Genomic DNA, 13,351 nt, shown 5'->3' with positions numbered 1-13,351 from the left:
ACAGAATCTTTGGGCCCTATTTTGAACCCATGGACCCCATCGCAAGGCCTGCGTGCAAAGTAGAGTGACGATATCCCCTTGAGAATCTGAATGAGTCCCCACCCCTGGAGTTGTAGTTGCCATGAGACTAAAAACCCTGCGCCAACGCGGTCAAGGAACAATCGAGTACATTGGCATCGCAGTAGTAGCCGCGATCGTCATCGCCGGGCTTATCGCAACACCCCTGGCGCCTAAGATGGCGGAGACCATTGACAAAGCCATCTGCACAGTCTTTAGCGCTACACCGTGGAACGAAGCAACATGTGGTGAAGCCCCTGAAGACAAAGTCGTGTGTGAAGTATCAACACACGAATATGGTCGCGTTGCCGACGTCAGCGTCGACGCCAAGGTTGGCAAGGGCGGTGCACGAAAGGGGGCATCTGTTGAACTTGTCGAAACTAACGACGGCTGGGAAGTCGTGGTCAGTTCGGATTACGGAGCCAGCGGAGGAAGAGGACTCGGTAAGGACAAAGGTAAAGACAAGGGCGGAGACAGTTCAGACAATGGTGACGACAAAGACGGTGGCGTCGAAATTAAGCCTGAGGTTAATGCCGAAGGTGAGATAAACGTTGACTACTCCTACAGCAAGGTTTACAAGTTTGATAAGGATGACGAAGCAGGCGCTCGGGAAGCTTTCGAAAGAGCCAAGAAGAACGTTGACCACGGAGACGCTCTCAACCCGTTCAAACCCACAAAGCCTTTTGAAAGCCTCGAGAACCCATCTCAAGATATACACAAAGTTCGCGTCGAGGGCCAAATAAATGCAAACTTAGATTTCGGCGTCACGATGGACGGTGGCGAATCCCCAACTGACGGCGGTGAAGCTTCATCAACTGATGGCGGTGAAGCTTCGAGTGGCTCAGACGCAGAATCTGATGAAAATAGCAAGAAGATTCTGGAAGAGCTCGACGCGGGGCTAAACGGTAACGCGACCTTAGGGGCAGAGGGCGCAGTCGCAACAAACCATGACGACGGCACTAAAACAGTTTATGTTCAAGTTGACGGGGGCCTCGAAGGTAACGCGAACCAGGATTTTCTAGGCACTGCGGGAGCCAACGCAAACGGAGCTACGCTACTTGCAGTTACATATGACGAAGAAACAAACGACATTGTCAACGTGACATCGCGAACGGCTTACAACGCCGATGCTGGTGTGAATGGCGCGGAGGATATCGTAAACCAGTCAGTTGTCACCGCGTCAATTGACACCGACACCCCTGAAAAGCGCAAGCAAGCGCTGGAAGCCATCAAAAACCTCGATAACCCAATGAACCGCTATCACAACGGTGGCAAGGACGAAAACCCAAGCAAATACACCATGTCTGACCTTTTCTATGACCATGGAGAACTCACTAAGCAGGAACGCCGAATAACATCTGAAGAAGCCGAACAGGAAATGGATTGGTTCCGCGAAGGTACAAACTTCCTCACAAATACCTTCGCTAAGCAAGAAGTGTTCGGTCAATCTGAATCCACAACAGACGCGTCGACTACTGGCTTCCAGGTCATGGATGACAATGGTAACTGGGTAGACATGCCTGAATGCATCGCTGGTGGGTAACATGTCAATGGATTGTCAGACTTTCACCGCACTTAGGAAAGAGAACAAATGAAGACTCAGGTGTTCAAGCTTATAGCTCTATCCACCATCGTCGCCCTACTCAGCTCATGCGGAATAGGTAATGCGGGTGTGACAGATGAACCCGACTCCAATGAACAGCGGATATCTGAGGGACGAATTTCAGTTGTCGTCCCCAAACAATGGTCCAAGAATCCCGATTTCAAACCTACACTCACTGGGTTCACCGGATCATGGGCCAACTCGCTCGAAGAACCAACCGACCTTGTTCGTATGAGCTCCGATCATGGAAAAGGCCCAACAGCTGAAGCAACAATGGGATACTTCGAAACTAATGCGCAGTTTCGGTCGACTTATGGACGCGAGTTCAAACTAGGGGAATCCAAAGACCTCGATATCGAGAATGCTTCCCAAGCAAAACTGACCACTTGGACAACAAACGAGAAGACAGGTCGCACTGTACAAGGTGCGTGGGTGTTCGTTTCTACCGAGAAAGATAACGCGGTGGCCGGGGTTGAAATCATGGCACTCACCTTGTCAAATGATGAGATCAACGCCATCATCGATTCAATCGAGTTCGACCCGAGTAAGTAAAGATGCTGTCCTTTGCCAAATCCTTTCTCGGCGGACTCCTCGCCTTCATCGTTTCCAACCTCGCCTTGATGATTGTTTTCAAGCTAGTTGAAAGCTGGTGGTTTGCGGTTCCTCCGGTGCTATCCGGAGCGGTCGCTGCGTTTGTGGCATTCTGGACTGACCTGGAATCACGCACCAGCACCTGGCTTGCTGTGGCTTTGCCCTCCGCGCTCATGGCCTGTTTTACAATCATCATGGGCGTTGTGAATGGGATAGAGTACCCGCTATGGCAGATGGCTTACATGGTCGTTGCCAACGCTTTAACTGCCGCCATAGCTGGTGGGCTTGTCTTTTTGGTAGTTCATTTGATTTACGGCGGGTCGGAGCATATAGAGGAACCTGTCTGAACCGGACCAGACACCGTTACAGTGAAGCCATGGACTCATACTTCATGCGCACCGGCGCGCACCAGTACACGGCCACCCAGCTCACATCGGGCGCGTGGAATGTCGAAGAACAACACATCTCCCCCACCCTGGGTCTGGCCACCCACATCATCGAATCCGACCGCGACGCCAGGCGCGATGACGACCTGGTGATCGGCAGCCTCAAGTTCGACATCTTGGGCGTCGTGCCCATTGGCCCATACGACTTCGACGTCCGAGTGATCCGCCCGGGACGCACAATCGAACTCGTCGAAGCCACCCTCAACCACGGCGAGCGCACCATCGTGATCGCCCGCGCCTGGCTCATGAAACCAGGCGACTCCTCCTCCGTGGCCGGGACAGCACTCAGCCATCTACCACCTCGGGAGCACATGGAACCATACTCCCCACAAATCGACTGGCAGGGCGACTACCTCAAAACCTTCGAAGGTTTCCGCACCCAACAAGAACCAGGCCGGGCACAGGTGTGGCAGCGCACCCACACCGACCTCGTCGACGAACCCTACAGTGCCCTCGCCCGCTCAGCCGGGATGCTCGACGTCGCCAACGGCCTGTCCGTACGCGAAGACCCAACCCAGGTCGCTTTCCCCAACGTGGACCTGGACATCCACTACTTCCGCGTCCCAGATTTCAGCCACCAGCCCGGTCAGCCGTCGGACTGGCAAGGCTACGACGTGACCGTGAGCTTTGGCGACGGAGGGCTGGGCCTCACCCACACGTGGGTCCACGACCAACACGGCCCGTTCGCCGCCGTTACGCAGTGCCTAACCGTCCGGCCGTAATCCCCTTACACAACCACACTCGCAAGGTGCCGTTACACAACCACGCCCGCAACCACCTCGGCCGTGGTCACTCAAAGCGCCCCTCACCTCCTGCAACAGGTAGACTTCGCAGTAAGACGTATGGACGTGCCATCAGAAAGGGATCCCTATGGCAAGCGCTGCCGACAAGCGTGTGAAAGAAACAGTTGAATACGCCGCTGCACACCCCGAGGTCGAGCAACCATACGCGGAACTTGGACTGAAAGAAAACGAGTACGAAGAGATCAAGAAGATCCTGGGCCGCCGCCCTACTAGCGCGGAGCTGGCCATGTACTCGGTCATGTGGTCAGAGCACTGCTCGTACAAGTCGTCGAAGGTACACCTGCGCAAGTTCGGCGAGCAGGTCACTGACGAAATGAAGAAGAACCTGCTCGTGGGCATGGGTGAAAACGCCGGTGTCGTGGACATCGGTGAAGGCTGGGCCGTGACGTTCAAGGTCGAATCCCACAACCACCCGTCCTACGTGGAGCCATACCAGGGTGCCGCCACCGGCGTGGGCGGTATCGTGCGCGACATCATATCGATGGGCGCCCGCCCGGTTGCCGTCATGGACCAGCTGCGCTTTGGCCAGATCGACCACCCGGACACGGCACGCATGGTCCACGGCGTAGTCAGCGGAATCGGCGGTTACGGCAACTGCTTAGGTCTGCCCAATGTTGGTGGCGAAACCATCTTTGACCCGGTCTATCAGGGCAACCCACTGGTCAACGCGCTTGCCGTGGGTGTCATGAAGCACGAGGACATTCGCCTGGCCAACGCTTCCGGTACAGGTAACAAGGTCGTGCTGTTTGGTGCCCGTACGGGTGGCGACGGAATCGGTGGTGCTTCAATCCTGGCGTCTGAGTCCTTTGACGACACCAAGCCGTCCAAGCGGCCCGCCGTTCAAGTGGGTGACCCGTTTGCCGAAAAGGTCCTCATCGAATGCTGTCTGGAACTGTTCCAGGCCCAGGTTGTCGAAGGCATTCAGGACCTTGGCGCGGCCGGTATTTCGTGTGCCACCTCGGAGCTTGCGTCTAACGGTGACGGTGGAATGCACATTGCCCTGGACGACGTTCTGTTGCGCGACCCCACGCTCACCCCTGAAGAAATCCTCATGAGCGAATCGCAGGAACGCATGATGGCGGTTGTCACGCCAGAAAACCTGCAGCGCTTCGAAGAAATCGCGCAGAAGTGGGAAGTCGAGTATTCGATCCTGGGCGAGGTCACGGACACCGGTCGCCTGGTCATCGAATGGCACGGCGACGTGATTGTGGATGTGCCACCGCGCTCTGTCGCTCACGACGGGCCGGTGTATGAGCGTCCGTATGAGGAGCCTTCATGGACCGCCGAGGTGCGCGCGGATTCCGTACGTTCCGCCGGCTTGTCGTACCCAACGGGTGGCTCCGAACTGGGCAACACGGTCATCGAGATGGCCAAGTCGCCTAACCTGTCCAGCCGCGATTGGATCACCAAGCAGTACGACAAGTACGTGCAGGGGAACACGGCCATGGCCTTCCCCGACGACGCTGGCGTGATTCGCGTGAATGAAGAAACCGGCTTGGGCATTGCCCTGGCAACGGACGCCAACGGCCGGTACTGCTTCCTTGACCCCGCCCGAGGTGCCGCCCTGGCTCTCGCGGAAGCGCACCGTAACGTGGCGACGGCAGGTGCCCAGCCTCTGGCCGTGACTGACTGTTTGAACTTCGGATCACCTGAGGACCCTGAGATCATGTGGCAGTTCGTACAGGCCGTGGACGGGCTTGCGGCCGCGTGTAAAGACCTGGGTATCCCGGTGACCGGCGGTAACGTCAGCTTGTACAACCAGACTGGCGCGGTAGCGATTCACCCAACGCCCGTTGTGGGTGTTTTGGGTGTGTTCGACGACGTTTCACGACGCACCCCGTCTGGTTTCCGCGAAGCTGGCCAGACCATCTACTTGCTGGGTACTACGTATGACGAACTTGACGGTTCCGCGTGGGCCGATGTCATGCACAACCACTTGGGTGGTGTCCCACCGGAGTACCGCCCAGAGCAAGAGAAGGAACTGGCTCAGATCCTCATCAACGCCTCACGCGACGGCATGATCGACACCGCTCACGACCTTTCGGAAGGTGGCCTGTCACAGGCGCTTGTCGAAGCATGTGTGCGCTTTGGCATGGGGGCTCGCGTGTGGCTTGACGAAGTGTGTGAACGCGACGGAATCGACCTGTTCACCGCGCTCTTCTCGGAGTCGACCGCACGCGCTATCGTAGCGGTTCCACGCTCCGAAGAGGTCCGTTTCAAGGACATGTGCACCGCACGCGGTTTCGCGTTCGCACGTATCGGGATGACCGACGCAGGCCCGTCCGACTCAGCTTCGCTGGAGCTAGTTGACCACTTCTCCTTGCCGCTGGATGAACTGGCCAGTGCGCACGGCGGGACTCTGCCACTCCTCTTCGACTAGAACAGAGTGAGCTAGCCACCGGGCTAGCTCACTTACCGTCACTACCATCCAATTCTGTCAGATATCGAAAATCCACGATCGCTGTCTGTGGTGGGCATTCCCACTGTCATATGGCGCCCAACCAGAACCACGCCGGTGAAAACCACGACGGTGAGAACGAGCGCTAGCACGGGACTCACAATCATACCGGCTGACGATCGAGTTACTACGGCCACCAGAGCTCCCGCGAACCCTGCCAGACCAGACAGCACTGGTTCGACAATCGAGGCTACGAGTGCCACTGCGAACATCCACGGAGCATAGGACGCCGCAACGACCCACGCGCTCATCATCAAGAAGAAGGGCAGGACTAAGGACATGACTCCAGCAACGGGTAAGAGCATCATAAGCAGTGTGGAGTTAGTGTCAAGCGAATCATCAGTAAGAACAAAAGGAACTAACAACGAAACGGCCTGCGCAACAACAGCCAGAACTATAGATACGACTTGTCGCACTGGTTTGCCCCAGGCCAGAACGATGAGCGCCGCGACTCCAGGAATGAGCGATACTAGGGTGGCCACGACATTCACTGGCACGGAGACTTCAAACGCGTTCTGACGTGGAACAACACCTACAACCGCAAGCGTCGACGCTACCGACTTCACCACGAAACTTGCGACAAATAGTAGGTACGGGACCACGGACGGCTCACGCTTTCGCATCACTTCGCCCCCGTGTCCTGCGCTAAGCCCAGCGTGTCTAGCACCCACGCATACTCGAAGGCCCGGTCTTTCCACGTGCTGTACCGGCCAGATGCGCCACCGTGACCGGCCACCATTTCAGTCTTCATGATGACGTCGGCCCCCACTTCACGCAGGCGCGCAACCCATTTAGCCGGTTCGACATAGAGCACACGCGTGTCGTTCAAGCTGGTGATGGCCAGGATCTTGGGGTACGGGTGCTCCCCCACGTTTTCGTATGGCGCGTATGACTTCATGTACGCGTACACCTCGGGGTCGTGCAGTGGGTCGCCCCATTCTTCCCACTCGACCACCGTCAGCGGCAGTTCCGGCATCAGAACCGAGGTGAGCGGATCTACGAACGGCACCAGCGCACAAATCCCGGCGTACTGTTCCGGGGCATCGTTCGCAATGACTCCCATGAGCAGTCCTCCGGCAGAGCCACCCAACGCCACGGTTGTTTCCGGTGCGCTCACACCTGTTGCGTGCAGGTGCTTGGTTGCCGCGATGAAGTCGCTAAACGTGTTTTTCTTGGTAAGCATTTTGCCGTTGTCGTACCAGTGGCGGCCCATTTCGCCGCCACCGCGCACGTGGGCAACTGCCCACACAACCCCGCGTTCCATCACGCTGAGGCGGCTGACAAAGAAGTTCGGGTCAGCTGAAACTTCGTAGCTTCCGTATCCGTAGATCACCATGGGGGCCGAGGTCGTCCCCACCCCGTCCGTCCCCGGGGCCCACCCTGTGGGCACCTTCATTGCGTTCCACGCGAGAGATACCGGGATCTTTTCGCCGTCTTCGGCCGTTGCCCACACGAGTGCCTGGCGGTACTCGCTGAAGTCGATACCGCCCAGCACTTCCTGTTGCTTCAGAACGGTTTTCTCACCTGTTCGGGTGTCTAACTGGAACAGGGTGGGTGGGGTGATGAACGATTCGTAGCACAAGCGCAAGGTCGGTTGCGCGAATTCGGGGTTGGCCGCGGTTTCCATGGTCCCAATGGGTTCGTCCGCTTCGACTTCTTTCAGCGGACCTACGCCTGGGATGGGTCCCTGCCTGGCGTCTGCGACCTCGGCGATTTCCATGACCCCCACCCGCGCGAACCCGCCGGACCTGTACGTCACCGCCAGGAAGTCTTCAAACGCCTCCACGTGTTCGACCCGCATGCCGTCCGTGGGTGGGATGAGGAGTTCCGAGGCGGCGAGCACCGTTTGCGTGTCCGAGGCGCCCAGGTCCACAGGCACCACGATGGCTTCCGAGTCCGGAGTGTTGCGGTCGTGCACAATGACGAACCGGTCCTTGCCTGCGATCACCGCGTGGTCGACCGCGTAGGACACGCCGTCTTCGCGGTCCCACACGGAGCGTGGCTGGGCCTGCAGGTTGGACACGGGGATCACCCACGCGCTAGACGTGAGTTTCGAACCGGCAACGATCATCAAGTATTCGTGCGAGCGGGTGAAACCTGCGCCTACAAAGAAGCGTTCGTCGGGTTCGTGGAAGATTTTCTGCGGTTCGGCCTCAGCGCCGATCTCGTAGCGCCACACGGTGTCGGGTCGCCACGCTTCGTCGACCGTGGTGTAGAAGATGTAGTTTCCGGTGGGGTCAATGAACGCGCCGGCAAACGTGTTCTCGATCGTGTCGTCCAGGTCTTCACCGGTGTGTACGTCGCGGACTTTCACGGTGTAGCGTTCGTCTCCGGTGTAGTCGGCCGACCACACCAGCAGCTTCCCCGCTTCGTCCAGGCTGAACGCGCCCAGGGAGAAGAATTCGTGACCGTCGGCCTCAGCGTTGAGGTCCAGAATGACTTCTTCGTTTTCGCCCGGTTCGTCATCAACCCGAGGTGGTACCCACGCGTCCGGGTGGTCCAGAGGCAGGGCGGGCACCCGGCTCATGACTGGGTAGTCTTTGCCTTCAAATGTGCGGGTGAGCATCCAGAAGTTGCCCCGGCGCACGGGCACCGACATGTCGGATTCTTTGGTGCGCGTTTTGATTTCGTTAAAGATGTCGTCGCGCAGGCCATCCAGGTGCGCGGTACGTGCTTGGGTGTACGCGTTTTCGGCTTCGATGTGGGCGATGACGTCTGGGTTGTCTTTGTCGCGCATCCATTCGTACGAGTCGACGAACGTGTCGCCGTGGTGGGTGCGTTCAAAGGGGACTTTTTTCGCTACGGGCGGTGTCATTTCCGAGGTCATGGAACCAGACTACCCGCGTCACCGCCTCTGTGAAGTGAAACATGGTTTTAGCGTTGACTGGTTTTATCGGTGTCCGGGTTTGAGCGCCACCCACAGACCCTCAACCGTGGTACACACGGTGTCTTCCCATACGAGTTCGCCTCGCACGTAGATTTTGCGACCGTCCACTTTTTCGATCCATCCGCGCATGGTGAGATCCACATCGACAGGTGTTGGGGCACGGAACCCGGTTTTGATGTAGGCGGTACGTGAATAGGGCTGGTCACTGGCCATAATCATGTAGCCCAGCCCTTCGTCGAATGCCAAAGCCTGCGCACCTCCGTGAACCACACGGTTCGCGCCCAGGTAGAACGCGCCAAATCTCAAGTGAACGCTAAATACACCGTCGTCATCTTTGTGTGCCTGCGTGAACTTTGGGAGTAGCGCCTGGCCGCGCTGTTTGTCCGACCGGCTCACACGCCACAGACGACGCAGTTCGTCGGCTTCGTATTGTTCTGCGCTTTGGTTGATGGCGCGAAGGTGTTCGGTGATCTGGCGAATCTGGTCCACGGGCGGATTCGCACGTGCAATGAGGTCCTGCGTGCGCACGAACTCATGGATCATGTCCGACCACGCTGCCACTTGCTCAGGATCGCGTTTGACCTTTTTCAGTGCTTCAAGTGCTTCAAACGCGTCCATTTCAGACAGTGCCATCGTGTTCCCTTCACAGTCACGCCAGTGTGGAGCCACCGGCGAGCACCTTCATGTGGGGCGCGTCACACCGGCAACGGTACAGCGATCCTAGTCGAGAAGTTCGTGTCGAACGATCGATTGTTCGCGATCCGGACCCACACCAATCACGCTGATGCGGCAACCCGACATCTTTTCCAACGCAAGCACGTAGTTCTGCGCATTTTCAGGCAGGTCCTCGAAGTTGCGCACACCCGATATGTCTTCCTTCCAGCCGGGGAAGGTTTCAAAAATGGGCTTTGCGTGGTGGAAGTCGGACTGGTTGTCTGGCATTTCGTCAAAGCGTTCGCCGTCCACGTCGTAAGCGACGCACACCGGGATTTCGTCCAACCCGTCGAGCACGTCCAGTTTGGTGAGTACGTAGTCGGTGAATCCGTTGACACGCGCTGCGTAGCGGGCAATGACGGCGTCGTACCACCCACACCGCCGAGGTCGTCCCGTGTTGACACCGAACTCGCCTCCCGTTTTTTGGAGGTAGATCCCCATGTTGTCGAAAAGTTCCGTGGGAAACGGCCCAGCACCCACGCGGGTGGTGTACGCCTTCACGATTCCGATCACGCGAGAGATACGGGTGGGCCCCACGCCAGCGCCGACGACAGCACCTCCGGCACTGGGGTTGGAGGAGGTGACAAACGGGTAGGTTCCGTGGTCGACGTCGAGCATGGTGGCTTGGCCACCTTCCATCACGACCACGTTGCCTTCGTCGAGTGCCTGGTTGAGCAGAAGCGACGTGTCGCATACGTAGGGGCGTAGGCGTTCTGCGTAGCTGAGGAAGTATTCAACTATTTCTTCAACTTCGACTGCACGGCGGTTGTACACCTTGACCAAAAGTTCGTTCTTCTGGTCAAGTGCACCTTCGATCTTTTGGCGCAGAATCGATTCGTCGAAAATGTCTTGAACGCGAATACCTAAGCGGGCGACTTTGTCGGAGTACGTGGGCCCGATTCCGCGTCCCGTGGTACCAATTGCGCGCTTTCCTAAGAAGCGTTCGGTCACCCGGTCAAGCACCTGGTGGTAGGGCGCTACCAGGTGGGCGTTGGACGAGATTTTCAGCTTCGACGTGTCCGCTCCACGGCTTTCGAGCATGTCGATTTCTTGGAACAGTGCTTCCAAGTTCACGACCACCCCGTTACCAATCACGGGCACGACGTTTGGTGAGAGGATCCCTGCGGGCAAGAGCTTGAGTTCGTACTTTTCGCCCCCGACAACCACCGTGTGGCCCGCGTTGTTTCCTCCGTTTGGTTTCACCACGTAGTCAACGCGGGTTCCCAGAATGTCTGTGGTCTTCCCTTTTCCTTCGTCGCCCCATTGAGCGCCTACGACCACGAGTGCTGGCATGAGTGTTCCTCCACACGAGAAAATACGTCCAGGTTAAGTGTATCGACCCGGGTGAAAACCTAGTTTCCGGCCTCGATCTCAGCCAGGGCTTCAGAGTCTGATTCGCGCAGGAATTTCTCTACGCGCTGTGCTTCTTCCGCCTCACCGATCCCAGCTGCCGCACGCCCCAGAGCGTAGAGCGAACGCAGGAATCCACGGTTGGTTTCGTGGCTCCACGGGATGGGTCCCGCACCGCGCCAACCGGCTGCGCGGAGGGCGTCGAGTCCGCGGTGGTAGCCCACTCGAGCGTAAGCGTAGGAGTCCACGAGTCGTCCTTCGTCGAAGGCTTCATTAGCCAAGAGCGCCCACGCAAGGCAGCTCGCCGGGTGGTCTTTAGCAATGTCCAGAGGTTCGTGCCCGGCTTCTACCAGCCCAGCCACTTCTGTGTCTGGGTGGTCTTCTGGGAGGTAGGTGGGCTGCGGGCCCAGTTGCTGTGCGTCTAGGTTGCCAATGCGTACGGGTTTTCCAATGGGCTGGTTCATTGTGCCTCCTCAGTCGGTTTTGACCGACGACGGTTGGATACTGAATGGGTTGCCAGAGAATGCGCCGTAGAAACCTTTGGTAGCTAGATCAGATAGGTGGTTAGGGTCTTTCACCCCGTGCGCCCACACTTTCAAACCGGCATCCACGTACGGTTGCGGATCGGTGTCTGCGCCAACGTCGACCATGTCTACGCCGGCTTGTTTAAGTTCTTTGGGGGAACCTTGCGGGTCGGGCACGATTGATGTGATGTTTTCGTCGTGTGCCACCTTGAGGACTCCGGGGTCTTGTGAACGGAAGATCACGGATTCGACTTGTGAGTGCTGAGCGACCAGTTCGGCCACGTCGCGGGCGTCGTTTTCTGCCTCAATCGTGAAAACAAAAACGGTTGATTTTCCGTACTCTGTCAACGCCTTTTCAATGGTGAGCGGGGAGCTGGGTTTCCCGTTTTCGCCGGGTGGGGTGATCTGTGTGTTCAAGAACTCTTCTGACGTAACTTCGCTGATGGGTTTGTTCATGCCCATGCGTTCAGACAAAAGCGAATCCGTGGCAGCGACCAAAACTCCGTCGGATGTGCGATCCACAGGCAGTTCAGGTAGGTACCCAAACTTTGCCATTTCTCCCACTGCAAACTCCGAGGTGGGTGGATAGAGATCTCCCCCGGCGGCGTACCCGCCTACGACCGGAGACTTCAACATGTCCACCGTGAGCTGTGGGGTGGGTTTGAGCCAGTTGAAAACCACAACGGCGAGTACTGCAACAACAACAATTGCACCGGCAATGAGCGGTGCGATTGTTCGTCGTTCAGATTTGCTTTCAGGTGAGCTTGGCACACTGGTCCTTTCTCTGCTCTACCCATGGTATTGGGTGGCACACTGAAGCCAAACACCCTACCGGCTACGGTCAACGTTGTCTTTGTTTGCTCCGGTGACGAGGCCCCGCAAAAATCCCGATCCCCACGCGATGTGCATGGTGGGCAAGACTACTGCAAACCATGCTTTTTCGCGTACACCTGCGCCCTTTTGGCGCAGAGTATTTGCAACGATGGCGCTCACATACGCACAACTGGGGATATGCACCAGGGACGTGAAACGGGCCAACCATTTGGGCCAGCGTTTAGTGGCCCCAGTTAGTTGCGCGATCGTCTCCAACACAGCAGCGCTCAACCCAATAACCAGGACGGGTGGCACGAAGTATCGGATGCCGTTCTTGGAGCCGTGACGGCGCACGATCTCGGCTCGCCAAATACCCGTTGCGTAAAACTGTTGTGCCAGCTTCTTCCACGTGGTGCGTGGCCAGTATGTGACCTCCATGCGCGGGTTGAACCAGACTTTTCCGCCTGCTTCCCGGATCCGCAGGTTCAGCTCCCAGTCCTGCCCCCTGCGCAGAGTGGCATCAAAACCACCCAAGGTGTCGAACACCTCGGCCCGGAACGCACCCAAATACGCCGACTCAGACTCCTGCGCCTCATCCCCCGAATGATATGCGGGACCACCCAGCCCCAAACGGGACATGTAGGCGCGGGCCACCGCCTTCTGGAAGGCCGTCTTCCCCTGCGCGTGCATGAGTCCCCCACAGTTTGCCGCCCCGGTTGTCCGTAGGGTTTCAACTGCTTCACGCGTGTACGTGGCGCTTAGCTGCGAGTGCGCATCGACCCGGATGATTACCGGATACTGGGCTTGAGCTACCGCGAGGTTAAGACCGGTTGGCGTGTCACCGGACGGGTTGTCCACCACGGTTAGGCGAGGGTCACGAATGCTGGTGGCGACCTCGGCGGTGTTGTCCGTACACGGCCCCATGGCGACGATCAGCTCTTTGGGCCCCGGGTAGTCCTGATCCAGGACCGCGGCGACGGCCCCACGCAGGCTGTCTTCCTCGTTGAGCACGGGCATGATGTACGTGATGCCCGGGGTCGGTTCCAGCGGCGGGAGAGCCTCTGGGCTGAGCGAGTGTTTGTGCGACTTCACTGACCTCACTGGC

General features: G+C 57.9%; 12 protein-coding genes. 5 read left to right on the top strand and 7 right to left on the bottom strand.

The features are described 5' to 3' along the window. Window positions 1–121: 121 nt before the first annotated feature. From MHX53_RS00560 to purL, 5 genes are all read left to right on the top strand, one after another. Window positions 122–1,600: a hypothetical protein gene (locus MHX53_RS00560; protein WP_102238944.1), complete on the top strand. Its 1,479-nt coding sequence runs from the start codon at window positions 122–124 to the stop codon at window positions 1,598–1,600. A 48-nt stretch (window positions 1,601–1,648) separates the two neighbouring features. Then, window positions 1,649–2,212, top strand: a complete 564-nt coding sequence (locus MHX53_RS00555) for a hypothetical protein (protein WP_102238943.1) — start codon at window positions 1,649–1,651, stop codon at window positions 2,210–2,212. A gap of 2 nt (window positions 2,213–2,214) precedes the next feature. Then, window positions 2,215–2,598: a hypothetical protein gene (locus MHX53_RS00550; RefSeq protein ID WP_102238942.1), complete on the top strand. Its 384-nt coding sequence runs from the start codon at window positions 2,215–2,217 to the stop codon at window positions 2,596–2,598. Window positions 2,599–2,627: 29 nt separating this feature from the next. Beyond that, window positions 2,628–3,419 (top strand): thioesterase family protein, encoded by a 792-nt coding sequence (locus MHX53_RS00545; RefSeq protein WP_102238941.1) that lies wholly within the window; start codon window positions 2,628–2,630, stop codon window positions 3,417–3,419. A 148-nt stretch (window positions 3,420–3,567) separates the two neighbouring features. Further along, the gene (purL, locus tag MHX53_RS00540; RefSeq protein WP_102238940.1) at window positions 3,568–5,880 is read left to right on the top strand and encodes a phosphoribosylformylglycinamidine synthase subunit PurL; all 2,313 of its coding nucleotides are present in this window, start codon (window positions 3,568–3,570) and stop codon (window positions 5,878–5,880) included. Between the two features lie 41 nt (window positions 5,881–5,921). On the opposite strand, the gene MHX53_RS00535 is transcribed toward purL, so the two are convergent. The 7 genes from MHX53_RS00535 to MHX53_RS00505 form a co-directional block, all read right to left on the bottom strand. After that, window positions 5,922–6,584, bottom strand: a complete 663-nt coding sequence (locus tag MHX53_RS00535; protein ID WP_239270881.1) for a hypothetical protein — start codon at window positions 6,582–6,584, stop codon at window positions 5,922–5,924. Further along, complete coding sequence (locus MHX53_RS00530) at window positions 6,581–8,785, bottom strand: S9 family peptidase (RefSeq protein ID WP_239270880.1); 2,205 nt, start codon at window positions 8,783–8,785, stop codon at window positions 6,581–6,583. The genes MHX53_RS00535 and MHX53_RS00530 overlap by 4 nt, the downstream gene beginning before the upstream one ends. A 63-nt stretch (window positions 8,786–8,848) precedes the next feature. Further along, on the bottom strand, window positions 8,849–9,478 hold the full coding sequence (locus MHX53_RS00525) for a PaaI family thioesterase (protein WP_239270879.1): 630 nt from the start codon (window positions 9,476–9,478) through the stop codon (window positions 8,849–8,851). Window positions 9,479–9,565: 87 nt separating this feature from the next. Beyond that, window positions 9,566–10,852, bottom strand: coding sequence for an adenylosuccinate synthase (locus tag MHX53_RS00520; RefSeq protein ID WP_239270878.1), 1,287 nt, complete (start codon window positions 10,850–10,852; stop codon window positions 9,566–9,568). A 59-nt stretch (window positions 10,853–10,911) separates the two neighbouring features. Beyond that, window positions 10,912–11,373 carry a DUF3151 domain-containing protein gene (locus MHX53_RS00515; protein ID WP_102238935.1) on the bottom strand — a complete coding sequence of 154 codons (462 nt, stop codon included), beginning with the start codon at window positions 11,371–11,373 and terminating at the stop codon, window positions 10,912–10,914. A gap of 9 nt (window positions 11,374–11,382) precedes the next feature. Continuing rightward, window positions 11,383–12,204 carry a hypothetical protein gene (locus tag MHX53_RS00510; protein WP_239270877.1) on the bottom strand — a complete coding sequence of 274 codons (822 nt, stop codon included), beginning with the start codon at window positions 12,202–12,204 and terminating at the stop codon, window positions 11,383–11,385. A 57-nt stretch (window positions 12,205–12,261) separates the two neighbouring features. Then, window positions 12,262–13,338 (bottom strand): glycosyltransferase family 2 protein, encoded by a 1,077-nt coding sequence (locus MHX53_RS00505; RefSeq protein WP_239270876.1) that lies wholly within the window; start codon window positions 13,336–13,338, stop codon window positions 12,262–12,264. Between the last annotated feature and the right edge of the window lie 13 nt (window positions 13,339–13,351).

Origin of the sequence: Brevibacterium sp. ACRRH (assembly GCF_022346365.1) — a bacterium.
In the GTDB taxonomy this organism is placed as follows: domain Bacteria; phylum Actinomycetota; class Actinomycetes; order Actinomycetales; family Brevibacteriaceae; genus Brevibacterium; species Brevibacterium paucivorans.
The sequence above is the reverse complement of the archived record's forward strand: the minus strand, read 5'-3'. Positions and strand labels throughout refer to the sequence as shown.